Genomic DNA, 24,301 nt, shown 5'->3' with positions numbered 1-24,301 from the left:
AGGTAAAGAGACAATGGCTATCGAAATCAAAGTACCAGACATCGGCGCTGATGAAGTTGAAATCACCGAGATTCTGGTCAAAGTTGGCGACAAAGTTGAAGCTGAACAGTCGCTGATCACTGTAGAAGGCGATAAAGCCTCTATGGAAGTTCCGTCTCCACAGGCTGGCGTCGTGAAAGAGATCAAAGTCTCTGTCGGCGACAAAACCGAGACCGGCAAACTGATCATGATTTTCGATTCCGCCGAAGGTGCAGCAGCCGCTGCACCTGCTAAGGCAGAAGAGAAGAAAGAAGCCGCTCCGGCCGCAGCGCCTGCTGCTGCCGCTGCGAAAGACGTTAACGTGCCAGACATTGGCGGTGACGAAGTAGAAGTTACCGAGATCATGGTGAAAGTGGGCGACACCGTTGCCGCTGAACAATCTCTGATCACCGTAGAAGGCGACAAAGCTTCTATGGAAGTCCCTGCGCCGTTTGCGGGCGTGGTGAAAGAGATCAAAATCAGCACCGGCGACAAAGTGTCTACCGGTTCCCCGATCATGGTCTTCGAAGTGGCGGGTGCCGCACCTGCTGCCGCTCCGGCACAGGCTGCTGCTCCGGCCGCTGCCGCAGCACCTGCGGCTTCCGGCTCTAAAGAAGTTAACGTCCCGGACATCGGCGGTGATGAAGTTGAAGTCACTGAAGTGATGGTAAAAGTGGGCGATAAAGTTGCCGCTGAGCAGTCACTGATCACCGTAGAAGGCGACAAAGCTTCCATGGAAGTGCCTGCACCATTCGCCGGCACCGTGAAAGAAATCAAAATCAGCACCGGCGACAAAGTGTCTACCGGTTCCCTGATCATGGTCTTCGAAGTAGAAGGCGCTGCACCTGCTGCGGCTCCAACTGCTGCAGCACCAGCTCCAGCCGCTGCGGCACCAGCCCCGGCAGCCAAAGCCGCTGCACCTGCTGCTAAAGCAGAAGGTAAATCTGAATTCGCTGAAAACGACGCGTACGTTCATGCGACTCCGCTGATCCGCCGTCTGGCTCGCGAGTTCGGCGTTAACCTGGCGAAAGTGAAAGGCACCGGCCGTAAAGGTCGTATCCTGCGTGAAGACGTTCAGGCTTACGTGAAAGACGCTGTTAAACGCGCTGAAGCCGCTCCGGCTGCGACCGGCGGTGGTCTGCCAGGCATGCTGCCATGGCCGAAAGTTGACTTCAGCAAGTTCGGCGAAATCGAAGAAGTGGAAATGGGCCGCATCCAGAAAATCTCTGGTGCTAACCTGAGCCGTAACTGGGTGATGATCCCGCACGTTACCCACTTCGACAAAACCGATATCACCGATCTGGAAGCGTTCCGTAAGCAGCAGAACGACGAAGCCGCTAAGCGTAAGCTGGACGTGAAGTTCACTCCTGTAGTGTTCATCATGAAAGCCGTTGCGGCCGCGCTGGAGCAGATGCCTCGCTTCAACAGCTCCCTGTCCGAAGATGGCCAGAAGCTGACGCTGAAAAAATACATCAACATCGGTGTGGCGGTTGATACCCCGAATGGTCTGGTTGTTCCAGTCTTCAAAGACGTGAACAAGAAGAGCATCACCGAGCTGTCTCGCGAACTGATGGCTATCTCCAAGAAAGCTCGCGACGGCAAGCTGACCGCTGGCGAAATGCAGGGCGGCTGCTTCACCATCTCCAGCCTGGGCGGGATCGGGACTACTCACTTCGCGCCGATCGTTAACGCGCCAGAAGTGGCTATCCTGGGTGTCTCCAAGTCTGCGATGGAGCCAGTCTGGAACGGTAAAGAGTTCACGCCGCGTCTGATGATGCCGATGTCTCTTTCCTTCGACCACCGCGTAATCGACGGCGCTGATGGAGCTCGCTTCATCACCATCATCAACAACATGTTGTCTGATATTCGCCGCCTGGTGATGTAATTGAAAAGCCGGCCAATCGGCCGGCTTTTTTCTGGTAATCTCATGGTGTTTGTGAGGTTATTGGCGAAAGCGACAATTCGTGAGCCGTTTGTTGTTTCAAAATTGTTAACAATTTTGTAAACTGCGGGCGGATAGAACGACCCGGTGGACGACGGGTATAAATTAAGAGGTCATGATGAGCACAGAAATCAAAACTCAGGTCGTAGTACTTGGGGCAGGCCCGGCAGGTTACTCCGCAGCATTCCGCGCCGCGGATTTAGGTCTGGAAACCGTCATCGTAGAGCGTTACAGCACCCTTGGTGGTGTTTGTCTGAACGTCGGCTGTATCCCTTCTAAAGCGCTGCTGCACGTTGCTAAAGTTATCGAAGAAGCAAAAGCACTGGCCGAACACGGCATCGTTTTCGGTGAGCCGAAAACCGATATCGACAAAATTCGTACCTGGAAAGAGAAAGTTATCACTCAGCTGACCGGCGGCCTGGCGGGTATGGCCAAAGGCCGTAAAGTGAAAGTGGTAAACGGTCTGGGTAAATTCACCGGGGCTAACACCCTGGAAGTGGAAGGCGAAAACGGTAAAACCGTGATCAACTTCGACAACGCTATCATCGCGGCGGGTTCCCGTCCGATCGAGCTGCCGTTCATTCCTCATGAAGATCCACGCGTGTGGGATTCCACAGATGCGCTGGAGCTGAAATCCGTACCTAAACGCCTGCTGGTAATGGGCGGCGGTATCATCGGTCTGGAAATGGGCACCGTATACCATGCGCTGGGTTCAGACATTGACGTGGTTGAAATGTTCGACCAGGTTATCCCGGCTGCAGACAAAGACATCGTGAAAGTCTTCACCAAGCGCATCAGCAAGAAATTCAACCTGATGCTGGAAACCAAAGTGACCGCCGTTGAAGCGAAAGAAGACGGCATCTACGTTTCCATGGAAGGCAAAAAAGCGCCTGCAGAACCACAGCGTTACGACGCGGTTCTGGTGGCTATCGGCCGCGTGCCGAACGGTAAAAACCTCGATGCAGGCAAAGCCGGCGTTGAAGTGGACGACCGCGGCTTTATCCGCGTGGATAAACAGCTGCGCACCAACGTACCGCACATCTTTGCTATCGGCGACATCGTCGGTCAGCCAATGCTGGCACACAAAGGTGTTCACGAAGGCCACGTTGCCGCAGAAGTTATCGCCGGGATGAAGCACTACTTCGATCCGAAAGTGATCCCATCTATCGCTTACACCGAGCCAGAAGTTGCATGGGTTGGTCTGACTGAGAAAGAAGCGAAAGAGAAAGGCATCAGCTACGAAACCGCCACCTTCCCGTGGGCTGCTTCTGGCCGTGCTATCGCTTCCGATTGCGCAGACGGCATGACCAAGCTTATCTTCGACAAAGAGACTCACCGCGTTATCGGTGGGGCGATTGTCGGGACCAACGGCGGCGAGCTGCTGGGCGAAATCGGTCTGGCTATCGAGATGGGCTGTGACGCAGAAGACATCGCGCTCACCATCCACGCTCACCCAACGCTGCACGAATCCGTTGGCCTGGCGGCTGAAGTCTTCGAAGGCAGCATCACCGACCTGCCAAACGCGAAAGCGAAGAAAAAGTAACTTTCAGCGTCTGATAAAGCGGCCCTTTGGGGCCGTTTTTTTTGCCCGTAAAAGGCCGCCCTTGCGAGCGGCCAGTAGCTTAATTGCCCAGGTTCAAAACGAACTGAACGGTAATGTCTGAAATATTCCAGCCACCCTGGCTCAGCGAAAGCAGCGAACCTAACAACAGAAGCAGCGCGTACAGCAAACGCATTTCCATTGCGAGTATACCCTTTTGGGCTACGGTGATTCCTTCTTCACCGGGAAAGGCAGAATCAGGCAAGTGTTTGAGGCTTGCCACGTAGAGCGGTTGAGCTGCTCCCAGGCCCGGTGACTGGCTGCTACACCAGTGAAGCAGGCCAGACTTAACGTTACGGTAGATCGCTTGAACGCTGAATCATCATTTTTAATTTGCAGTAAGTTGCAGCTGTTTTTATAAGGCTGTACGCAAAAAGTACAATTCATCTTGCTGTGATTCATTTTCATATGCAGAATAGACAGCGTTTGGGGCTTGCCACAAAACATTTCCTTTCATCGTGTGCTACCACTTTGTCAGGGCAAACTAACCGCCGAAAGGCGGTTTTTTTGTGTCTGAAGGTCATATCAAAAAGTAATCTATTCCCCCTTAACGATTCAGCAACGTTTTAATGTTGCTTTTTTGTAAACAGATTAACACCCCCTGAAAATCCTGCTATGCTGCCCGACGCGGTACCGGGCATTTACCCTACAAACTGCTGTCTCACAGGAGCGTGAAGAGAGAGATCCGGTAGCGCCAAATGACAATGAGAGCGAGGAGAACCGTCGTGCTAGAAGAATACCGTAAGCACGTAGCTGAACGTGCCGCAGAAGGGATTGTTCCAAAACCCTTAGATGCCACCCAAATGGCCGCACTGGTTGAGCTGCTGAAAACCCCACCAGCAGGTGAAGAAGCATTCCTGTTAGATCTGATTACTAACCGTGTACCGCCGGGCGTTGATGAAGCCGCCTACGTGAAAGCCGGTTTCCTTGCTGCCATTGCCACAGGCGATGCCACTTCCCCGCTGATCTCCCCTGAAAAAGCCGTTGAACTGCTGGGCACCATGCAGGGTGGCTACAACATTCATCCGCTGATTGACGCGCTGGATAACGAAAAGCTGGCGCCGATTGCCGCCAAAGCGCTGTCCCACACGCTGCTGATGTTTGATAACTTCTATGACGTAGAAGAGAAAGCCAAAGCGGGCAACACCTACGCTCAGCAAGTACTTAAGTCCTGGTCCGAAGCCGAATGGTTCCTGTCTCGCCCTAAGCTGGCCGAGAAAATCACCGTTACCGTCTTTAAAGTCACCGGTGAAACCAACACCGACGATCTGTCCCCGGCCCCGGACGCATGGTCCCGCCCGGATATCCCGCTGCACGCCCTGGCGATGCTGAAAAACGCCCGTGAAGGCATTGAGCCGGATCAGGCTGGCGTGATTGGCCCGATCAAGCAGATTGAGCGGCTTGCAAAAAAAGGTTTCCCGCTGGCCTACGTGGGCGATGTTGTGGGCACCGGCTCTTCCCGTAAATCTGCCACCAACTCCGTGCTGTGGTTCATGGGCGACGATATCCCGAACGTGCCGAACAAGCGCGGCGGCGGCGTTGTGCTGGGCGGCAAAATCGCCCCCATCTTCTTCAACACCATGGAAGACGCTGGCGCACTACCGATCGAAGTTGACGTTAACGATCTGAATATGGGCGATGTGATCGACATTTACCCGTACAAAGGCGAAGTGCGTAACCACGAAACCGACGCGGTGATCGCCAACTTTGAACTGAAAACCGACGTGCTGCTGGACGAAGTCCGCGCCGGGGGCCGTATTCCGCTGATCATCGGCCGTGGCCTGACGACCAAAGCGCGTGAAGCGCTGGGCTTGCCGCATAGTGACGTATTCGTTCAGGCGAAAGACGTTGCCGCCAGCACCCGTGGTTACTCGCTGGCTCAGAAAATGGTTGGCCGCGCCTGTGGCGTGGAAGGTATCCGCCCTGGCGCTTATTGCGAACCGAAGATGACTTCCGTCGGTTCACAGGACACCACCGGGCCAATGACCCGTGATGAGCTGAAAGACCTTGCCTGTCTTGGCTTCTCTGCGGATCTGGTGATGCAGTCCTTCTGCCACACCGCGGCTTATCCTAAGCCTGTGGACGTGACGACTCACCACACGCTGCCTGACTTCATTATGAACCGTGGCGGCGTCTCTCTGCGTCCGGGCGATGGCGTTATTCACTCATGGCTGAACCGCATGCTGCTGCCGGATACCGTTGGTACCGGCGGTGACTCCCATACCCGTTTCCCAATCGGGATTTCCTTCCCGGCGGGTTCTGGTCTGGTGGCGTTTGCTGCGGCGACCGGCGTTATGCCGCTGGATATGCCTGAGTCCGTGCTGGTTCGCTTCAAAGGCGAAATGCAGCCGGGTATTACTCTGCGTGATTTGGTACATGCGATCCCGCTGTACGCGATCAAACAGGGCCTGCTGACCGTAGAGAAGAAAGGCAAGAAAAACATCTTCTCTGGCCGTATTCTGGAAATCGAAGGCCTGCCGACGCTGAAAGTTGAGCAAGCGTTTGAGCTGACCGATGCTTCCGCAGAGCGTTCTGCCGCAGGTTGCACCATTAAGCTTGATCGCGAGCCGATCGAAGAGTACCTGAATTCCAACATCGTGCTGCTGAAGTGGATGATTGCCGAAGGCTACGGCGACCGTCGTACGCTTGAGCGCCGTATTCAGGGCATGGAAAAATGGCTGGCAGATCCGCAGTTGATGGAAGCCGACGCTGATGCAGAATATGCGGCAGTGATCGACATCGATCTGAACGATATCAAAGAGCCAATCCTCTGCGCGCCAAACGACCCGGACGATGCTCGTCTGCTGTCCGACGTGGCCGGGGAGAAGATCGACGAAGTGTTTATCGGTTCCTGCATGACCAACATCGGTCACTTCCGTGCGGCGGGTAAACTGCTGGACAGCCACAAAGGCCAGCTGCCAACTCGCCTGTGGGTAGCGCCGCCAACCCGTATGGACGCGGCTCAGCTGACGGAAGAAGGCTATTACAGCGTGTTCGGTAAGAGCGGGGCCCGTATTGAAATTCCAGGCTGTTCCCTGTGCATGGGTAACCAGGCTCGTGTGGCGGATGGAGCGACGGTTGTGTCGACGTCAACCCGTAACTTCCCGAACCGTTTGGGTACCGGCGCGAACGTCTTCCTGGCGTCCGCAGAGCTGGCGGCAGTCGCTTCCCTGCTGGGCAAACTACCAACGCCAGACGAATATCAGACCTTTATGACCCAGGTTGATAAAACGGCCGTGGATACCTACCGCTATCTGAACTTTGATCAGCTGTCTCAGTACACCGAGAAAGCGGACGGCGTAATCTTCCAGACCGCGGTATAAACGGCAAACCGTCTCTTAAGAGACGGTATTTAGTGTTTGCCCCCTCTCCCGTGGAGAGGGGCGGGGTGAGGGCATCAGACCGCAGGGTCTTGCTCTCACCTTTTTATTTTCATTCCTCCCACCTTCCACGCTTTTTTTCTTCCTCTCTGCTGCGATAATTAAGCGATAGGCGTGGGTGAGGATTTTCCCCGCGATGTAGAGGAAACAGCGATGGACTATGAATTTCTGCGTGACATCACCGGTGTGGTGAAGGTGCGTATGTCAATGGGGCACGAGGTTGTCGGCCACTGGTTTAATGAGGAAGTAAGGGAGAACCTGGCACTTCTGGATGAAGTCGAGCAGGCCGTGCTTTCCGTGAAAGGCAGCGAGCGTCAGTGGCAGCGTGCCGGGCATGAATACACCCTGTGGCTGGACGAGGAAGAGGTGATCGTCCGCGCTAACCAGCTGGAAATCTCCGGGGATGAGATGGAAGAGGGGATGAGCTACTACGACGAAGAAAGTCTTTCTTTTTGTGGCGTAGAGGACTTCCTGCAGGTGGTACACGCTTATCGGGAATTTCTTCAGCAGCGCTAAATCGCAGGTGCCGTGAGCTCCGCATGCTGTTTGGTCTTAGCGCTAATGACCGTGGTTACACGGTCATTATTTCAGCCTCGGCGAGTACGCATTATTTAACGTAGGCCAGCAGGCTTAAGGAATCGCGCGCCAGAGATTTGCATTTTGTTGCCGTGGGGATGGCAATACCGCTTAAGTCTTTGTAGCTGTCTTCACCCAACGCTTTCATGTTCCAGCTATCGTAGTTGCTGAGATCCCATTGATTTTGTTGGGCAAAAAACACCAGAGCGCGTCGGATCTGGCCGTTAGGGAGGTTTTGATAGCCACAATCATTTTTTAAGAACACAAATACCGCAGTCAGATCGGCCATATCTTCTGCTTCAGATTCACTCAGCGCCAGGCTGCTGGTAGAAAAAGCCAGCAAAATGCCCAGTAATAACGCCCTAACTCCCATCTTCATCACGTCTACCACTTTTTCTCAGATACGAAACGTTAACACAGTTAAATGTGCGTCGACGATATTTATTATGAGCCTAAAACTTGACCTTACCGTTAGGGAAAGGTTTATGCTCGCCGACAAGTATGCCAACTAAAGGAACTGACTATGCATCGCCGTAATTTTTTAAAATATACCGCGGCTCTGGGGGCTTTCAGCGCGCTGCCGCTCTGGAGCCGTGCCGCGCTGGCGGCCGATCGTCCGGCGTTGCCTGTTCCACCTTTGCTTGCCCCGGATGCTAAAAATAGCATTCGCCTCACCGTAAACGCAGGAAAGAGTGTTTTTGCCGGGAAACCTGCCACAACCTGGGGCTATAACGGCGCTTTGCTTGGCCCGGCGTTAAAGTTAACGCAAGGGGAGACGGTCACGGTCGATATTCATAATCGGCTGGCAGAAGAAACCACGTTGCACTGGCATGGGCTTGAGGTCGGCGGTGAAGTCGATGGCGGCCCGCAGGGCGTTATCGCCGGCGGTGCAAAACGCAGCATCACCTTTACGCCACAGCAGCGTGCGGCGACCTGCTGGTTCCACCCGCATCAACATGGCAAAACCGGGCATCAGGTGGCTATGGGGCTCGGTGGCCTAGTATTGATTGAAGATAACGAAAGCGCCCAGCTGATGCTGCCGAAACAGTGGGGTATCGATGATATTCCGCTGATTATCCAGGATAAGCGTTTCGGTAAAGACGGTGAGATTGACTACCAGCTAGATGTCATGAGCGCGGCCGTAGGCTGGTTTGGCGACACGCTGTTATGCAACGGCGTCGTTTATCCCCAACACACCAATCCGCGCGGCTGGCTGCGCCTGCGTTTGCTTAACGGCTGTAATGCCCGCTCGTTGAACATTGCTGCCAGCGACAATCGCCCGCTCTATGTCATCGCCAGCGACGGCGGACTGCTGGCAGAGCCAGTCAAAGTCACGGAGCTGGAAATTCTGATGGGGGAACGGTTCGAGGTGCTGGTCGATACCCGTGACGGCAAGCCTTTTGATATTGTCACCCTGCCGGTGAAGCAAATGGGCATGACCGTGGCACCTTTCGACAAACCTGCTCCGGTGGTTCGCATCCAGCCGCTGATTATCGCAGCCTCTGGCACGTTGCCGGACAAACTGGTCAGCGTGCCTGCGCTCCCGTCGCTGGAAGGTGTAACCGAGCGCTGGCTGCAACTGATGATGGATCCGATGCTCGACATGATGGGCATGCAGGCGCTGATGGACAAATACGGCATGCAGGCGATGGCGGGCATGTCGATGGACGGCCACGGTGACATGGGCGCTATGGGTCATGGCAATATGAAGAACATGGACCACGGCAGCATGGGGAAGATGAATCACGGCGGTATGAGCCACGGCTTTGATTTCCACAATGCCAACAAAATCAACGGCAAAGCTTTCGATATGGCGACCCCGGCGTTTGCTGCGCAAAAAGGGAAATACGAGAAGTGGACGATATCCGGGGAAGGCGACATGATGCTGCACCCGTTCCATATTCACGGTACTCAGTTCCGTATCCTGTCCGAAAACGGCAAACCGGTGGCGGCGCATCGTCAGGGCTGGAAAGACACGGTGAAGGTGGAAGGCGCGCGAAGCGAAGTGCTGGTGAAGTTCGATCATGCTGCACCACAGGAAGCGGCCTATATGGCGCACTGCCATCTGCTGGAACATGAAGATACCGGGATGATGCTCGGTTTTACCGTCGCATAAAAGAAAGAGCGGGTGGCCTGAGCCACCCGCAATGTTTTATTTTGCGTCGTCCGGCAGAGCGTACGCCACAATATAATCCCCCATCTTCGTACCGAAGGAACCGTGGCCACCTGCGGAAATCACCACATACTGCTTACCGTTAACTTCATACGTCATCGGCGTAGCCTGTCCACCGGCTGGCAGACGCGCTTCCCACAGCTGTTTCCCGTCACGCATATCAAACGCGCGCAGGTAGTTATCTGCGGTTGCACCAATAAACATGACGTTACCGGCTGTGGAGATTGGGCCGCCCAGCATTGGCATCCCCATGCGGAATTTCATCGGGATCCCGGTTGGGAACGGCATGCTGTCTTCCACGGTACCAATACGTTTCTTCCACACGATTTCGTTGGTTTTCAGATCAACGCCGGAGATGTAGCCCCATGCCGGCTGTTTACACGGCAGGCCGAACGGCGACAGGAACGGGTTCAGCGTGACGCCATACGGCACGCCGTACTGCGGCTGAACGCCGGATTCAGTGCCTGAGCCTTTCGCATCTTTTGGTGGTTCCATTGGGTTGCCTGGCCCGCGTGGGATCAGCTTAGACACGAACGGCAGCGCCATCGGGTTGGTCATCGCGACCTGATTATTTGGGTCAACGGAGATCCCACCCCACTCGAACATGCCCAGGTTACCCGGGAACACCAGCGTCCCTTTTTCGGAAGGCGGGGTAAAGATGCCTTCATAGCGCATGCTGTGGAACATCACGCGGCAGACCAACTGATCAAACATGGTCGCGCCCCACATATCCGCCCCGCTCAGATCTTTCTTCGGACGGAAGGTCAGTTCGGAGAATGGCTGGGTAGGGGAAACATGGTCGCCTTTGGCGGCACCTTGCGGAACAGGCTGTTCCGGGGCTGGTACCACTAATTTACCGTCGCGGCGGTCCAGAACAAAAATGTTGCCAGTTTTAGCCGGAGCGTACACCACCGGCACCTTGTTGCCGTTTTTGTCGGTGATATCCGCCAGCGTTGGCTGGGCAGGCATATCCATGTCCCACAAATCGTGGTGAACGGTCTGATAAGACCAGGCCAGTTTGCCGGTTGTGGCATTTAGCGCCACGATGCTGCTGGCGTAGCGTTCCTGCTCAGGCGTGCGGTTGCCGCCCCAGATGTCTGGCGTGGTTACGCCCATCGGTAGGTAAACCAAATCCAGTTTTGCATCATATGCCGCCGGAGCCCACGAGTTCGGCGAGTTAAGTGTGTAATGATGCTCGTCATCCGGGATAGCGTTTGGATCTTTTGCGCCCGGGTCAAACGCCCACAGCAGTTTACCGGTATTAACGTCAAAACCGCGGATGACGCCTGAAGGCTCCCGGGTAGAGAAGTTGTCGGTCACTGCGCCGGCAATCACAATCACCTTGTCGGTCACGATAGGCGGTGAAGTCGGCTCGTACATGCCCGGCGTGGTCACCGGCTGATTGGTCTGCAGGTTCAGAATACCTTTGTTCGCAAAGCTCTCACACAGCTTGCCGGTATCGGCGTTGAGCGCAAACAGGCGGCCATCGTTCACCGGCAGAAGAATGCGGCGAGGACAGTCAGCCACAACGTCAGGAGAGGCGTTGTCTGCGGTCGCTTCGTGGTAAGAAACCCCACGGCAAGTGACATGCTGGAAGGAAGGATCGGTATTTAATTGAGGGTCAAACTTCCACTTTTCTTTCCCGGTGGAGGCATCCAGTGCAAATAGCTGCTGGTGGGCGGTACACAGGTAAAGCATATCGCGGATTTTGATCGGGGTGACTTCGTTGGTGATTTCACCCGGGTCGGTAGCACGCTTCACGTCGCCGGTCTGGAAACGCCAGGCTTCCTTCAACTGGCCCACGTTCTGCGTGGTGATCTGCTTGAGCGGAGAGAAACGCTGCCCTTCCTGATTACGGCCATAAGCTGGCCAGTCGGCATCAGGAATGGAAGACTCAGCGGTAGCTGCGGCATTATCCAGATTCAGCGTGCCGTTGATCTCTTGCGGGTCGCTAAAGCCCGCCCAGACCAGCACAACGGCGGTAATCAGCAGGGAAACCACCAGCGATGCTGCCGCGCCGCTGGCTGGGATCGTCAGGCGGCGATACACAAACGGCAGCAGGAGCCAGACGCCGAAGAATACCAGCACGTCGCAGCGCGGCGTCAGCGCCCAGAAGTCGAAGCCAACTTCCCAGACGCCCCAGGCCATCGTACATAGCAGCAGGGCCGCGTAGAGCCAAAGCGCAGAGGCTTTGCTTTTCCACAGCAGCCAGGCGACGCCGAGCATCACCAGGCCGGCGATCGGGTAATACCACGACCCGCCGATAGCCACTAACCATATCCCGCCAAAGAGTAAATAGAGCCCGCAAAGTACGGCAAAGAGGGCTGAGAGGGTCACAAATAGTTGCGATCCGGTTTTATTTGTATTCACAATTATCACACTCATAAAGGTTTGATAGCATTTAATTATAGTTATTAACAAGTGTGATGGTTGTCACATTTATGGCTTTTTTTTGAAGTGGGGATGTGAAGGCGTTTTGCTGGTATACTCCACGCCTCAATATTTTGTGTTGGCTGCAGGTGAACCAGCATTAAATGATTTGTTTTTAAATCATATGGTTAGAGATATGAAACATACTGTTGAAGTGATGATCCCGGAAGCGGAGATCAAAGCCCGTGTCGCTGAGCTGGGTCGTCAAATCACCGAACACTATCGCGACAGCGGCAGTGACATGGTGCTGGTGGGTCTGCTGCGTGGGTCATTTATGTTTATGGCGGATCTGTGCCGCGAAGTTCAGGTTTCCCATGAAGTCGATTTTATGACCGCATCAAGCTACGGCAGCGGCATGTCCACCACTCGCGACGTGAAGATCCTGAAAGATCTGGACGAAGACATCCGCGGGAAAGATGTGCTTATCGTGGAAGACATTATTGACTCCGGTAACACCCTGAGCAAAGTGCGTGAGATCCTGAGCCTGCGCGAACCAAAATCTCTGGCCATTTGTACGCTACTGGACAAACCGACCCGCCGCGAAGTGAACGTCAACGTTGAATACGTCGGCTTCTCCATTCCGGACGAATTCGTGGTTGGCTACGGCATCGACTATGCCCAGCGCTATCGCCATCTGCCATTCGTTGGCAAAGTGGTCATGCTCGACGAGTAATCTACGTCGTGTAACGAAAAAAGGGCCTTAAAAGGCCCTTTTTGCTATCCACTTTTTGTGGAATTACTGCGAAGCTGCGCGATTCCGGTGGCTATGGTGGGTATTCTTCAGGTTGGCTATGCCGCTGCGGTAACCCTGCTCGAGTGACTCGCGGCTGGTAGCCGTCACCTCAAGGTCGCGCAGGCGGCCGTCGTGAATACCGTAGACCCAGCCGTGAACCGTGACTTTCTGGCCGCGCTTCCAGGCAGACTGCATGATAGTGGAGTGGCCGATGTTGTAGACCTGCTCCATGACGTTCAGTTCGCAGAGTGTATCCATCCGCTGTTCCGGTGCCAGTTCCCCCAAGAGCGAACTATGCTTGAACCACAGGTCGCGAATGTGCAGCAGCCAGTTGTTAATCAGGCCCAACTCCGGATTTTCTACCGCAGCCTGAACGCCGCCGCAGCCGTAGTGACCACAAATAATAATGTGCTCAACTTCAAGGACGTCTACGGCGTACTGCACAACGGAGAGGCAATTCAGATCGGTATGAACAACCAGGTTAGCCACGTTACGGTGAACAAAGAGTTCGCCTGGCTCCAGGCCGGTAAGTCGTTCGGCGGGGACACGGCTGTCGGAGCAGCCAATCCAGAGAAAGCGGGGTTTTTGTGCCTGGGCAAGTCTTTCGAAGAAACCGGGGTCTTCCTCAACCAGCATTTTTGACCAAAGTTCATTATTGCTGATAAGGGAATCAATGTCTTTCATGTGAGGTTAACGCCTGTCACCCGAGAAGTGCGATGGGGTAATATAGGGTAACTCAACAAATTTATAAACAAGTACCGAATAAGGTAAGCGAATACCCATGACAATTGCATTGGAACTGGAACAGTTAACGAAAACCTATCCCGGTGGCGTTCAGGCGCTGCGCGGCATAGATCTTCGTGTTGAGGCGGGCGATTTCTATGCGCTGCTCGGCCCTAACGGTGCGGGAAAGTCCACCACCATCGGTATCATCAGTTCGTTGGTGAATAAAACCTCCGGCCGCGTGCGGGTGTTTGGCTACGATCTGCAAAAAGACGTGGTTAACGCTAAACGCCAGCTTGGCCTGGTCCCCCAAGAATTCAACTTTAACCCGTTTGAAACGGTGCAACAGATAGTTGTGCATCAGGCTGGCTACTACGGCGTTGAGCGCAGCGAAGCGATAGCCCGGAGCGAAAAGTATTTAAAACAGCTCGATCTGTGGGAAAAACGTAACGAACGTGCGCGTATGTTATCGGGAGGAATGAAGCGCCGCCTGATGATTGCCCGTGCGTTAATGCACGAACCTAAGCTACTGATTCTGGATGAACCCACCGCAGGCGTAGACATTGAGTTGCGCCGCTCTATGTGGGGCTTCCTGAAAGATCTTAACGACAAAGGCACTACCATTATTCTGACTACCCACTACTTGGAAGAAGCCGAAATGCTGTGTCGCAATATCGGCATTATTCAGCGCGGTGAGCTGGTGGAAAACACCTCGATGAAGTCCCTGCTTTCCAAACTGAAATCGGAAACTTTCATCCTGGATTTGGCCCCTAAAAGCCCACTGCCTAAGCTCGACGGTTACCAGTATCGGCTGGTGGACACGTCCACGCTGGAAGTCGAAGTTCTGCGTGAGCAGGGGATTAACAGCGTGTTTAGCCAGCTAAGCGCGCAGGGGATTCAGGTGCAAAGTATGCGTAACAAAGCTAACCGTCTCGAAGAGTTGTTCGTGACGCTGGTAAACGGTAAACAAGGGGATCAGGCATGATGCAGCTGTACTGGGTGGCGCTGAAAAGCATCTGGACCAAGGAGGTTCACCGCTTTGCCCGTATCTGGATCCAGACGCTGGTTCCGCCGGTCATCACCATGACCCTGTATTTCATTATCTTCGGTAACCTGATTGGCTCGCGTATCGGCGAAATGCACGGCTTTACCTACATGCAGTTCATCGTGCCGGGCCTGATCATGATGGCGGTGATCACCAACGCCTATGCCAACGTCGCTTCCTCGTTCTTCAGCGCGAAGTTCCAGCGCAATATCGAAGAGCTGCTGGTAGCGCCGGTACCCACGCACGTAATCATCGCGGGCTATGTTGGCGGCGGCGTAGCGCGTGGCCTGTGCGTGGGTATTCTGGTCACGGCAGTGTCGCTGTTCTTCGTCCCGTTCCAGGTGCATTCCTGGCTGTTCGTCGCGCTGACGCTGGTGCTGACGGCTATTTTGTTCTCGCTGGCCGGTCTGCTGAACGCCGTCTTTGCCAAAACGTTCGACGATATCAGCCTGATCCCGACCTTCGTGCTGACGCCGCTGACCTATTTGGGCGGGGTGTTTTATTCCCTGACTCTGCTGCCGCCGTTCTGGCAGGCGCTGTCGCACCTGAACCCCATTGTCTACATGATTAGCGGCTTCCGTTTTGGTTTCCTGGGCATTTCAGATGTGCCTTTGGTGACCACCGTCGGCGTGCTGGCAATCTTTATCGTCGTGTTTTATCTGTTGTGCTGGTATCTCATCCAGCGTGGTCGCGGACTGCGAACCTAATAGTCTCTTCTTAAATCCCCCTCTTTAGGGGGATTTTTCTTACGCCAAATTGATACGCATCAGGCTACTTATTCAGCGTTCTGGCACACTGTCGCTCCATAAACAGGAGAGACTTTATGCTTGGCTGGGTCATTGCCGGACACGACGACTACGCGCAAAAGATACTGGATGCTATCGAGCAGCGTTTTGGCCAACAGCCTCAGTGCTGTGCGGTGAATTTCTGGCATGGGTTAAGCACCAATATGCTCAGCCGGATGATGTGCGACGCTCTTCACCACTGTGACTCGGGCGACGGCGTTATCTTTCTGACAGATATTAGCGGGGCGGAACCTTACCGTGCAGCGGCATTGATGAACCATAAGCATGAGCATTGCGAAGTTATCGCCGGGGTAACGCTGCCGCTGCTTTTAGCAATGCGGGAGCAGCGGGAAAATATCTCCAGCGAAGCTTTCCGACAGCTTATTGTGGAGCAGGGTGGTGAGGCGGTGACCAGCCTTTGGCACCAGCAGCAAAAGAATCCGCCGTTTGTATTGTTGCACGGTTATTAAGGGTATCGATTTATTCGGGTTGGTATTCACGGGTCTTTTGCTAAACTAATGACTTCCTTCCGTCTTTCAGACAAAACTGACTAATTTGCCATGTTAACTCGCCTTGTTTATTGCGTCATGCTGGTCATCAGCATCGGAACGGCTCAGGCTAGCCTGCTCAGTAGCCATGACACCCCCGCCCAATATATGCAAACCATCGAAGATGCCGATATCTGGGCACAGGTTGGTGATAATGTGATTTCCGTTGGCCGTATTGGTCAGGGGCAAATCCTGGCGGTGGTGCCGACTTCCGCAGATTATTACGAGTTTAATTTTGGTTTCGGCACCGGGTTTATCGACAAGGCGCATCTTGGCCCCGTCAAAGGCAAGCAGCGGGTGGAAGACCGGCTGGGCGATCTCAACAATCCGTTAAGTAATCAAAACCTGATCACTTTCCGCGACGTGGCTATCTATAGCGAGCCGGCGACCTCGTCATCGGTGTTCGGCATGCTGGCAGATAACCTGCGTTACCCCATCATCGGTAAGCTCAAAGATCGCTTAAACCAGACCTGGTACCAAATTCGCATCGGCAACCGCCTGGGCTACATCAGCAGCCTGGACGCGCAGCCGGATAACGGCATTCCGGTTCTGACTTATCACCACATTCTGCGCGATGAGGAAAATACGCGTTTTCGCCATACCTCCACGACAACCTCGGTGGTCGCGTTCAGCAACCAGATGACCTGGCTGCGTGATATGGGCTACACCACGCTGACGATGTACCAGTTGGAAGGCTACGTGCGTAACCGGATGAACCTCCCGGCCCGCGCGGTGGTGATTACCTTTGATGACGGGCTGAAATCAGTCTATCGCTACGCGTTCCCGATTCTTAAACAGTACGGCTTTAAAGCGACGGCCTACATTATTTCATCGCGTATTAAGCGCCATCCACAGCCGTGGAATCCAAAGTCTCTGCAGTTTATGAGTATTTCCGAGCTGGAGGCGATCCAGAGCGTGTTCGATATTCAGTCGCACACGCATTTCCTGCACCGCGTTGATAATTACCGCCGCCCGATTCTTCTGAGCCGCAGCTACCACAATATTCTGTTTGATTTTGAGCACTCGCGCCGCGCGCTGTCGCAGTTCAATCCGCACGTGCTTTATCTCTCTTATCCTTTCGGCGGCTATAACGATATTGCGGTAAAAGCGGCGAACGACGCAGGGTTCCATATGGCGGTAACCACGGTGCGTGGGAAGGTGAAACCGGGCGACAACCCGTTCTTACTGAAGCGGCTTTATATTATGAGGACGGATTCGCTGGAGACGATGTCGAGGACGATTACCAATCAGCCTGAGTCTTAAGCCGATCCTGTTTCTGTCAGATGTGAAGTAACGTGGGCTGGTCAATTCCCTCTCCCCGCCGGGGGAGAGGGGCTGTCTTTACGCGACCTGAACCGGCACGGCTTTCGCGAGACGCTTCATCTCATTCTCACCGTCAAAGTAGGCCACTTTTGGCTGCCAGCTGCGCGCTTGCTCATCTGGCATCGTAACGTAGCTGGCGATAATCATGATGTCACCGACGTCGGCACAATGCGCCGCCGCGCCGTTAACGGAGATGATTTTAGAGCCGCGTTCACCGGCGATAGCGTAGGTGGAGAAACGCTTCCCGTTGGTGACGTTGTAGATATCAATGGCTTCATATTCCAGAATGCCTGCCGCCTCAAGGAAGTCCTGATCGATGGCGCAGGAGCCTTCGTAATGCAAGTCCGCCTGAGTCACTTTGACGCGGTGTAACTTGCCTTGCAGCATGGTGCGAATCATAAACTTGAACCTTTGTTACTGGGCTTAAAAAGCGCGAGTATCGCCCGCGCCGTGGATATTCGGGGCAGTATTGCCCTTTTTATTTGGGTTGTCTACTGCGCCAAATCGACGGTGACGTTATCAATCAGTCGGGCCTGACCCAGCCAGGCCGCCATCAGGATCACCGCACGTTTGCTTTCCGCCGACAGCTCCAACAACGTGTCCGCATCGCGGATTTGCAGGTCATCGGAACGGAAGCCTTTTTCGTTCAGTTCTGTTGCCGCGAGAATCAGCATCTCTTCGGTATCGCGGTCGCCGCCGCGCAGTTTTTCCGCAAGACTGTTCATCACCTTGCTCAATCCCGGGGCGATCTTACGCTGATCCGCAGTCAGGTAGCCATTACGTGAGCTAAGCGCCAGGCCGTCTTTAGCGCGCACGGTCGGTACGCCAATAATCTCAATGTCGTAACCCATATCGGCGACCATTTTTCGGATCAGCGCCAGCTGCTGATAATCCTTCTGGCCAAAGCAGGCAACGTCGGGCTGAACGAGGTTGAACAGCTTGCTGACAATGGTGGATACGCCACGGAAATGCCCTGGGCGGCTGGCGCCTTCCAGCATGGTGGAGATGCCCGGCACATCGACAAAGGTTTGCGTGTCGAGGCCCTGAGGGTAAACGTCTACCGGCGCCGGGGCAAAGACCATATCCACCTTGCGGCGGTTCAGCTTTTCGCAGTCTTCCTGCAGGGTACGCGGGTAGCGGGCTAAGTCATCCGGCCTGTCAAACTGCATCGGGTTAACGAAAATACTGACCACGACCACATCAGCAACGGCTTTGGCTTCTTCCACCAGCGTCATATGCCCATCGTGCAGGTTGCCCATGGTTGGCACGAGAGCAATGCGTTTCCCTTCCTGGCGCCAGCGGCGAATCTGCTGACGCAGCAGCGGTAACGTTTCGATAATCAGCACAACCTATCTCCTGTCAGTAAAAACTGTGTTCGTTGCCCGGATAACTGCCGGATTCGACTTCACTCATGTACTGGCGCACCGCAGCGCGAATATCGCCGGTCTCGGCAAGGAAATTCTTCGCAAACTTAGGAATATGGCCGCCAGTGATCCCGAAGGCATCATGCATCACCAGAATCTGCCCGTCCGTGACGTTGCCCGCGCCGATGCCAATCACCGGGATAGAAAGCGCTTCGGTTACGCGTTGAGCCAGTTCAACGGGAACACATTCCAGCACCAGCAACTGGGCACCAGCGGCTTCCAGCGCCAGAGCGTCGTCCAGCAGCGTTTGCGCAGCCTGTTCGTCGCGGCCCTGAACTTTATAACCGCCAAAAATATTGACCGACTGCGGCGTTAATCCCAAATGACCGCAAACTGGAACAGCGCGCTCCGTCAGCATTTTCACCGTGCCAGCCAGCCAGCGTCCGCCTTCGATTTTTACCATGTTAGCCCCGGCGCGCATCACCTCTGCGGAGTTGGCAAACGCCTGCTCCGGCGTGGCGTAGGCCATAAACGGCAGGTCGGCCAGCAGCAGGCAGTTTGGTGCGCCGCGGCGAACTGCGCGAGTGTGGTAGGCAATGTCTTCCACCGTGACCGGCAGCGTAGAGTCGTGGCCCTGAACCGTCATGCCCAGCGAATCGCCAACCAGCAGCACGCCGACGCCTTCGTCAGCAAACAGCTTCGCGAAGCTAAAGTCATAGGCGGTCAGGGTGGCGAATTTCTTTTTTTCCTGCTTGAGCTTACGCAGGGTGGAGGTGGTAGTGGGTTTCATCATCATCCCCGGAGAAAGGTTAGAACAGGATACGGGCGCGCTGTTTACCAGCGAGTAATGCCCTCCTGGGAGAGGCTAGCCAGTATCGCAGCAATAGATTGCCCGTCGGGAAAGCGGCATTCCGGTGCTATTTCCAGTAGAGGAACCAGCATAAATGCGCGGTTCTTCATGTCGTAATGAGGCACGGTCAGGCGCTCGGTGTGAATCACCTCATCGCCAAACAGCATAAGATCGAGATCTAACGTCCGCGGCCCCCAGCGCTCTGCTTTGCGCACGCGGCCATGCTCAAGTTCAATACGTTGAGTATGGTCCAGAAGGGCTTCGGCAGACAGATTGGTATCCAGGACCACGGCAGCATTCAGATAATCGGGCTGATCCTGCGGACCAAGCGGGGGAGTGCGGTAAAACGAAGAAGTGGCCACCATTCGGCTTTCTGGAATGGCGGCCAGGGCGTCAAGGGCAGATGAAACCTGCTCCAGCGGCGACGCCTGATTACTGCCCAGCGCGATGTACGCGAGGGTCATGAATTACCTTCGCGACGCGGCGCACGTTTGCGCGGGCGGCGGGTACGGCGGCGTGCAGCAGGCTCGTCGCCAAGGTCGTTCAGCATGTCTTTTTGCATTGGCGGCGCAGCCACCTGGAATTCGCCCCACCATTTGGTCAGGCGCAGCAATTCCTGATTGTTCTCGACTTCTGCACGCAGCGCCAGCAGGTCGTAAGACGCCCGGAACTTAGGATGCTCCATGAGCTTCCAGGCGCGTTTACCCTGGCGGCGGGACAGACGCAGCTGCAGGCCCCAGATATCACGCACTAGCGTAGTAATACGTTTTGGAATCGCCAGCGCGCGGCAGGCTTCATCCAGCACCTCATTCATCGCCAGCGCAAAGGCGTCGTAGTAAGCGAGACCGCTTTCCTGGGCAATCTTTTGCGCCATTTCCAGCTGTGGATACCAGAACATTGCCGCAAACAGGAAGGCCGGATTCACGCGCATATCGTTGTGAATGCGGGTATCGGTGTTCTTCAGCACCAGCGCAATAATGCGTTCCATCGGGCTGTCGCCCTGCTCGGTGAAGTAGCGGGTGATGATCGGGAACAACGGCTGGAAGAGCTGATATTCACGCAGCAGCTGGTAGGTTTCGAACCCGTATCCGGCCTGCAGAAGTTTGAGCGACTCTTCAAACAGACGCGCCGGGGGCACATCGTTCAGCAGCGTGGCAAGGCGGGGAATCGGCTCGCCGGTTTCCGGGCTGATGGTCATGTTCAGCTTGGCGGCAAAGCGCACGGCGCGCAGCATTCGCACCGGATCTTCACGGTAGCGCGTTTCCGGGTCGCCAATCAGGCGAATAATGCCTTTGTTCAGATCGTTCAGGCCGCCGACGTAATCCCGCACGGAGAAATCGGCCACGCTGTAGTAAAGACTGTTGATAGTGAAGTCGCGGCGTTGGGCATCTTCTTCGATAGAACCAAAGATGTTATCACGCAGCAGCATGCCGTTCTGGCCACGCTGCGAAGTCTGACGGTCGGCAGACTGCTGTTCTTCATGATGACCACGGAAGGTGGCCACTTCGATGATTTCTGGCCCAAACATGACGTGAGCCAGGCGGAAACGGCGGCCAACCAGGCGGCAGTTACGGAACAGTTTGCGAACTTGTTCTGGCGTCGCGCTGGTGGTGACGTCGAAATCTTTCGGTTTTTTGCCCAGCAGCAGGTCGCGGACGCCGCCGCCGACGAGGTAGGCCTCGTAGCCTGCTTTGTTTAAACGGTAGAGCACCTTGAGGGCATTTTCACTGATATCTTTGCGGGAAATAGCGTGCTGGTCACGCGGGATAACAGTAATGTGCGGGAGAGTTTCGCTCTCCTCGACCACGACGTCATCGCGGTTAAGCACCTTGCGGCAAAAATTAGCGACTCGGGTAAAAATAGTCCACCTCGGCAGTGTCAATCATAGGGACAAAAAAAACAGCGGCTAATCATAGCTCAGTGCGGGGCATTTGAGAATGATGTATTCACCGGCACATTATTAAGCGACCAGTTCATTACGGCTTGCTCAAGCAGTATTTCCAGCGTCAGATCCTGCCAGCCGTCCGCTACTTGTTGATTTAAAAAGCGCAACGCCTCTACCAGCAGCGGGCGAGGATCGCCCTGCGGCAGCGCGGGTGCGTGGTTCTGCTTCGAAAGCTTAGAGCCCTGCTCGTTGAGCGCCAGCGGCAGATGAATATAGCCGGGGGCGGGCCAGCCAAACTGCTGATATAGCGAGATTTGCCGCACCGTGGGCTCAATCAAGTCCGCGCCGCGCACGATCTCCGTCACGCCCTGGAAATGATCATCTACCACGACAGCAAGATTATAGGCGAACAGGCCGTCACGGCGGTGAATGATGAAATCTTCCCGCGCCAGGGCTTCATCAGCATGCAATTGCCCGCGCAGGCCGTCCTGGAAACTTAGCACCGGGTTGTTTTGCACCAGGCGCATCGCGGCGTTCTGTGGCCCGTTGCCAAGGGTTCTGCAATGACCATCGTAGAAACCGCCGATCTGCTGGATACGACTGCGGGTACAGGTGCAGTAATAGCTCAACCCTTGCTGCTGCAGCCAGGCCAGCGCGGCGCGATAGGCATCATGGCGGTGAGATTGCCACAGAACGTCGCCGTCCCAGTGCAGGCCGTAATGTTCAAGCTGCTTGAGGATAGTGTCGGCGGCGCCGGGCACTTCGCGGGGAGGGTCGATATCTTCGATGCGTACCAGCCAGCGGCCCCGTTGAGCGCGCGCCTGAAGGTAGCTGCCAAGAGCGGCAATCAGTGAGCCAAAATGCAGTTCCCCGGAAGGTGAGGGGGCAAAACGGCCAATGTAGAGTTGAGCAGACATTTTTTGGGGTGCAATAAAGTAATATGGCGGGAGAGTCTCCCGCCATAGAGGTCTGGCATTTCCGAGAGCCGTTAGCCGGCCATCTGTTTTTCGCGGATTTCTGCCAACGTTTTGCAGTCGATACACAAATCAGCGGTCGGACGTGCTTCAAGGCGACGAATGCCGATTTCCACACCGCAGGATTCGCAGTAGCCGAAATCTTCGTCTTCCACTTTCTTGAGCGTTTTTTCGATCTTTTTGATCAGTTTGCGTTCACGATCGCGGTTACGCAGTTCGAGGCTGAACTCTTCTTCCTGGGCCGCACGGTCTACCGGGTCCGGGAAGTTAGCCGCTTCATCCTGCATGTGCGAAACGGTGCGATCTACCTCATCCCTGAGCTGATTACGCCATGCTTCAAGAATAAGCTTGAAGTGCGACAGCTGGGCTTCGTTCATGTACTCTTCGCCCGTTTTCTCCTGGTATGGCTCCACCCCAGCGATGGCGAGAATACTCAGGGACGACGTTTTACGCTTTTGCCCTTCTTGCATGTTGCTTCTCCTTAACACGCACTTATCGGTCCCCTGTCGGGGTAAAATCAGGCCGCTATAAATAGCAGATGCTTTTCAGGTTGGCAATTATATAAACTCCTCTCTTGACAACCGTGTGAAGAAAAGCTTATTTGCGAAACGACCCGACTATAAAAAAGACAATACGTTATCTGTCCTTAACCAGATGCTGATCATAAATAGACAGGCAACGGCGTAGTTAGAGTCATCTCCCCGGCAGAAAGTTCTGCTTTCCAGGCGATAATTTCAACCCCACACTGCTGCGCCTCGGTCAACAGCCGCGCATATTTCTCATCAATGTGGCGAGCTGGCGAGACGCTATTTATAGCAGAATGTAAAACCGCAAACAGTAGCACCGCGCGCTCTCCTTGCTGAACCACATTCATCAACTCTCTTAAATGCTTTTGGCCCCGCAGGCTAACGGCATCGGGAAAATAGCCTTTATCCTGCTCGAGCAACGTGACTGATTTCACTTCAATATAGCAGTTAACCTTGTTACTCGCTTGTAACATAAAGTCAATTCTGCTGCGCTCTTCACCGTATTTTACTTCGGCCTGAAGGCTGTCATAGCCCGCCAGTTCTGCCGGAGGTGAGGTCGTCAGCATCTCTTTAACCAGCGTGTTCGCCCGTAACGTATTGACGCAAATTATCTCACCGTTTTGCGTTTGAGTAAGCTCCCAGGTATGGGGGTATTTACGCGTTGGGCTGGCCGACGTGGAATACCAGATCGTGTCGCCCGGCGTGGCGCAGCCGGTCATTGCGCCAGTATTTGGGCAATGCAGCGTCATGGTTTCGCCGTTGGCGGTTACAACGTCCGCCAGAAAGCGTTTATAGCGTTTGATCAGCGTGGCGGGCTGCAGCGCGGGTGAAAACTCCATCTACTCTTCCTTATTAGTTAGCGACCAGCGTTCCAGCGCCTGATAGCGGGTTCTGCCCTGTTCAAACACGGACTCGTACAGCGAAAATTCATTCACCTGAAATTGCCAGCTAAAGCCCGGGGCGGGGATCGCCACGGAACGTATGGCATTGCGATAAAGCGTCACGTGGGGATGAAACGGCTGCGGAGACTGATAGCAGCCGCTGCGAGCAGCCTGGGCGCGGAGCATATTGGCCAGTTGCAGCAGGCCGCGCGGAGCCTGGCGTGGCCCCAGCCAGACGACGCTTGAGCGAAGCCATTGCCCGGCATCGTCCAGGCGCAGCGTAAAGCCGGGCTGGTTAATTCTTCCGGCGAGGCGACACAGTGCCTGGCGTTTTTCGTCGGAGACATCCCCCAAAAACGCCAGCGTGAGGTGCAGATTGGCCGCGGCTACCGGTCGGCCAGCATCCGCCGGGAACCGGGCGGCTCGCCAGTGAATAATTTGCTGCTGAACCTCGGACGGTAACGTCAGGGCAAAAAACAGGCGTCGATTTTCGGCCATGCTTGTCTCTCGGTTATGGTTTGGCGGGATGCTACAATGCGCGACT

The 24,301-nt window shown here is 54.9% G+C and carries 22 protein-coding genes; 10 read left to right on the top strand and 12 right to left on the bottom strand.

Translation table 11 applies throughout. The annotated features are described in order from the left end of the window. Positions 1–13: 13 nt before the first annotated feature. The 4 genes from aceF to yacL all read left to right on the top strand — a co-directional run bounded on the left by aceF (position 14) and on the right by yacL (position 7,456). Positions 14–1,903 (top strand): pyruvate dehydrogenase complex dihydrolipoyllysine-residue acetyltransferase, encoded by a 1,890-nt coding sequence (aceF, locus tag F3J29_RS13440; protein WP_166866791.1) that lies wholly within the window; start codon positions 14–16, stop codon positions 1,901–1,903. Positions 1,904–2,078: 175 nt separating this feature from the next. Next, positions 2,079–3,503: a dihydrolipoyl dehydrogenase gene (gene lpdA / locus F3J29_RS13435; protein ID WP_008461828.1), complete on the top strand. Its 1,425-nt coding sequence runs from the start codon at positions 2,079–2,081 to the stop codon at positions 3,501–3,503. A gap of 782 nt (positions 3,504–4,285) precedes the next feature. Continuing rightward, positions 4,286–6,883: a bifunctional aconitate hydratase 2/2-methylisocitrate dehydratase gene (gene acnB / locus F3J29_RS13430; protein WP_166866789.1), complete on the top strand. Its 2,598-nt coding sequence runs from the start codon at positions 4,286–4,288 to the stop codon at positions 6,881–6,883. Positions 6,884–7,093: 210 nt separating this feature from the next. Beyond that, the gene (yacL, locus tag F3J29_RS13425; RefSeq protein ID WP_166866787.1) at positions 7,094–7,456 is read left to right on the top strand and encodes a protein YacL; all 363 of its coding nucleotides are present in this window, start codon (positions 7,094–7,096) and stop codon (positions 7,454–7,456) included. A 91-nt stretch (positions 7,457–7,547) separates the two neighbouring features. Here the strand turns inward: yacL and F3J29_RS13420 are convergent, their stop codons facing one another. Further along, positions 7,548–7,895, bottom strand: a complete 348-nt coding sequence (locus F3J29_RS13420) for a YacC family pilotin-like protein (protein ID WP_008461833.1) — start codon at positions 7,893–7,895, stop codon at positions 7,548–7,550. Positions 7,896–8,039: 144 nt separating this feature from the next. Here F3J29_RS13420 and cueO point away from each other — a divergent pair, with 144 nt between their 5' ends. Continuing rightward, positions 8,040–9,632, top strand: a complete 1,593-nt coding sequence (gene cueO, locus F3J29_RS13415; protein WP_166866785.1) for a multicopper oxidase CueO — start codon at positions 8,040–8,042, stop codon at positions 9,630–9,632. A gap of 36 nt (positions 9,633–9,668) precedes the next feature. On the opposite strand, the gene F3J29_RS13410 is transcribed toward cueO, so the two are convergent. Then, positions 9,669–12,074, bottom strand: coding sequence for a glucose/quinate/shikimate family membrane-bound PQQ-dependent dehydrogenase (locus F3J29_RS13410; RefSeq protein ID WP_166866783.1), 2,406 nt, complete (start codon positions 12,072–12,074; stop codon positions 9,669–9,671). A 181-nt stretch (positions 12,075–12,255) separates the two neighbouring features. Here F3J29_RS13410 and hpt point away from each other — a divergent pair, with 181 nt between their 5' ends. Next, entirely contained in the window at positions 12,256–12,792 is a 537-nt protein-coding gene (gene hpt / locus F3J29_RS13405; RefSeq protein ID WP_008461837.1) for a hypoxanthine phosphoribosyltransferase, read from the top strand. 63 nt (positions 12,793–12,855) lie between these two features. On the opposite strand, the gene can is transcribed toward hpt, so the two are convergent. After that, positions 12,856–13,536 carry a carbonate dehydratase gene (gene can, locus F3J29_RS13400; protein ID WP_008461838.1) on the bottom strand — a complete coding sequence of 227 codons (681 nt, stop codon included), beginning with the start codon at positions 13,534–13,536 and terminating at the stop codon, positions 12,856–12,858. A 97-nt stretch (positions 13,537–13,633) separates the two neighbouring features. Here can and F3J29_RS13395 point away from each other — a divergent pair, with 97 nt between their 5' ends. From F3J29_RS13395 to F3J29_RS13380, 4 genes are all read left to right on the top strand, one after another. Then, on the top strand, positions 13,634–14,560 hold the full coding sequence (locus F3J29_RS13395; RefSeq protein ID WP_008461839.1) for an ABC transporter ATP-binding protein: 927 nt from the start codon (positions 13,634–13,636) through the stop codon (positions 14,558–14,560). Then, positions 14,557–15,327: an ABC transporter permease gene (locus F3J29_RS13390; protein WP_166866782.1), complete on the top strand. Its 771-nt coding sequence runs from the start codon at positions 14,557–14,559 to the stop codon at positions 15,325–15,327. Before F3J29_RS13395 ends, F3J29_RS13390 begins: the two co-directional genes overlap by 4 nt. A 116-nt stretch (positions 15,328–15,443) precedes the next feature. Further along, positions 15,444–15,875, top strand: a complete 432-nt coding sequence (locus F3J29_RS13385) for a PTS sugar transporter subunit IIA (RefSeq protein ID WP_166866780.1) — start codon at positions 15,444–15,446, stop codon at positions 15,873–15,875. 90 nt (positions 15,876–15,965) lie between these two features. Then, on the top strand, positions 15,966–17,216 hold the full coding sequence (locus F3J29_RS13380; RefSeq protein WP_166866778.1) for a polysaccharide deacetylase family protein: 1,251 nt from the start codon (positions 15,966–15,968) through the stop codon (positions 17,214–17,216). A gap of 78 nt (positions 17,217–17,294) precedes the next feature. Here the strand turns inward: F3J29_RS13380 and panD are convergent, their stop codons facing one another. The 9 genes from panD to thpR all read right to left on the bottom strand — a co-directional run bounded on the left by panD (position 17,295) and on the right by thpR (position 24,255). After that, positions 17,295–17,675 (bottom strand): aspartate 1-decarboxylase, encoded by a 381-nt coding sequence (gene panD, locus F3J29_RS13375; protein ID WP_166866776.1) that lies wholly within the window; start codon positions 17,673–17,675, stop codon positions 17,295–17,297. Between the two features lie 92 nt (positions 17,676–17,767). After that, complete coding sequence (panC, locus tag F3J29_RS13370) at positions 17,768–18,622, bottom strand: pantoate--beta-alanine ligase (protein ID WP_166866774.1); 855 nt, start codon at positions 18,620–18,622, stop codon at positions 17,768–17,770. A gap of 13 nt (positions 18,623–18,635) precedes the next feature. Continuing rightward, positions 18,636–19,430, bottom strand: a complete 795-nt coding sequence (gene panB / locus F3J29_RS13365) for a 3-methyl-2-oxobutanoate hydroxymethyltransferase (protein ID WP_166866772.1) — start codon at positions 19,428–19,430, stop codon at positions 18,636–18,638. 44 nt (positions 19,431–19,474) lie between these two features. Then, positions 19,475–19,954 (bottom strand): 2-amino-4-hydroxy-6-hydroxymethyldihydropteridine diphosphokinase, encoded by a 480-nt coding sequence (gene folK, locus F3J29_RS13360; protein ID WP_166866770.1) that lies wholly within the window; start codon positions 19,952–19,954, stop codon positions 19,475–19,477. Beyond that, positions 19,951–21,351, bottom strand: a complete 1,401-nt coding sequence (gene pcnB, locus F3J29_RS13355; RefSeq protein WP_273969723.1) for a polynucleotide adenylyltransferase PcnB — start codon at positions 21,349–21,351, stop codon at positions 19,951–19,953. The genes folK and pcnB overlap by 4 nt, the downstream gene beginning before the upstream one ends. 56 nt (positions 21,352–21,407) lie before the next feature. Further along, a complete protein-coding gene (gene gluQRS, locus F3J29_RS13350; protein WP_166866767.1) occupies positions 21,408–22,292 on the bottom strand; it encodes a tRNA glutamyl-Q(34) synthetase GluQRS in 885 nt (294 codons plus the stop codon). 71 nt (positions 22,293–22,363) lie between these two features. After that, entirely contained in the window at positions 22,364–22,819 is a 456-nt protein-coding gene (gene dksA, locus F3J29_RS13345; protein WP_008460361.1) for an RNA polymerase-binding protein DksA, read from the bottom strand. Between the two features lie 191 nt (positions 22,820–23,010). Next, positions 23,011–23,715, bottom strand: a complete 705-nt coding sequence (sfsA, locus tag F3J29_RS13340) for a DNA/RNA nuclease SfsA (RefSeq protein WP_166866764.1) — start codon at positions 23,713–23,715, stop codon at positions 23,011–23,013. Further along, the gene (gene thpR / locus F3J29_RS13335) at positions 23,716–24,255 is read right to left on the bottom strand and encodes an RNA 2',3'-cyclic phosphodiesterase (protein ID WP_166866762.1); all 540 of its coding nucleotides are present in this window, start codon (positions 24,253–24,255) and stop codon (positions 23,716–23,718) included. It abuts the gene before it with no gap. Between the last annotated feature and the right edge of the window lie 46 nt (positions 24,256–24,301).

The sequence above is a fragment of the Enterobacter sp. Cy-643 genome (assembly GCF_011752815.1).
Classification (GTDB): domain Bacteria; phylum Pseudomonadota; class Gammaproteobacteria; order Enterobacterales; family Enterobacteriaceae; genus Cedecea.
Note: the sequence above shows the minus strand (reverse complement) of the source record. Positions and strands in the feature narration are given on the sequence as shown.

Excerpts from the sequence above, each read along its gene's own strand:
- sfsA (WP_166866764.1), bottom strand. The coding sequence starts at position 23,715 with ATGGAGTTTTCACCCGCGCTGCAGCCCGCCACGCTGATCAAACGCTAT.
- gluQRS (WP_166866767.1), bottom strand. The coding sequence starts at position 22,292 with ATGTCTGCTCAACTCTACATTGGCCGTTTTGCCCCCTCACCTTCCGGG.
- F3J29_RS13390 (WP_166866782.1), top strand. The coding sequence starts at position 14,557 with ATGATGCAGCTGTACTGGGTGGCGCTGAAAAGCATCTGGACCAAGGAG.
- can (WP_008461838.1), bottom strand. The coding sequence starts at position 13,536 with ATGAAAGACATTGATTCCCTTATCAGCAATAATGAACTTTGGTCAAAA.
- F3J29_RS13385 (WP_166866780.1), top strand. The coding sequence starts at position 15,444 with ATGCTTGGCTGGGTCATTGCCGGACACGACGACTACGCGCAAAAGATA.
- F3J29_RS13380 (WP_166866778.1), top strand. The coding sequence starts at position 15,966 with ATGTTAACTCGCCTTGTTTATTGCGTCATGCTGGTCATCAGCATCGGA.
- cueO (WP_166866785.1), top strand. The coding sequence starts at position 8,040 with ATGCATCGCCGTAATTTTTTAAAATATACCGCGGCTCTGGGGGCTTTC.
- thpR (WP_166866762.1), bottom strand. The coding sequence starts at position 24,255 with ATGGCCGAAAATCGACGCCTGTTTTTTGCCCTGACGTTACCGTCCGAG.
- folK (WP_166866770.1), bottom strand. The coding sequence starts at position 19,954 with ATGACCCTCGCGTACATCGCGCTGGGCAGTAATCAGGCGTCGCCGCTG.
- hpt (WP_008461837.1), top strand. The coding sequence starts at position 12,256 with ATGAAACATACTGTTGAAGTGATGATCCCGGAAGCGGAGATCAAAGCC.
- F3J29_RS13410 (WP_166866783.1), bottom strand. The coding sequence starts at position 12,074 with ATGAGTGTGATAATTGTGAATACAAATAAAACCGGATCGCAACTATTT.
- yacL (WP_166866787.1), top strand. The coding sequence starts at position 7,094 with ATGGACTATGAATTTCTGCGTGACATCACCGGTGTGGTGAAGGTGCGT.
- dksA (WP_008460361.1), bottom strand. The coding sequence starts at position 22,819 with ATGCAAGAAGGGCAAAAGCGTAAAACGTCGTCCCTGAGTATTCTCGCC.
- F3J29_RS13395 (WP_008461839.1), top strand. The coding sequence starts at position 13,634 with ATGACAATTGCATTGGAACTGGAACAGTTAACGAAAACCTATCCCGGT.
- F3J29_RS13420 (WP_008461833.1), bottom strand. The coding sequence starts at position 7,895 with ATGAAGATGGGAGTTAGGGCGTTATTACTGGGCATTTTGCTGGCTTTT.
- panB (WP_166866772.1), bottom strand. The coding sequence starts at position 19,430 with ATGAAACCCACTACCACCTCCACCCTGCGTAAGCTCAAGCAGGAAAAA.
- panD (WP_166866776.1), bottom strand. The coding sequence starts at position 17,675 with ATGATTCGCACCATGCTGCAAGGCAAGTTACACCGCGTCAAAGTGACT.
- aceF (WP_166866791.1), top strand. The coding sequence starts at position 14 with ATGGCTATCGAAATCAAAGTACCAGACATCGGCGCTGATGAAGTTGAA.
- lpdA (WP_008461828.1), top strand. The coding sequence starts at position 2,079 with ATGAGCACAGAAATCAAAACTCAGGTCGTAGTACTTGGGGCAGGCCCG.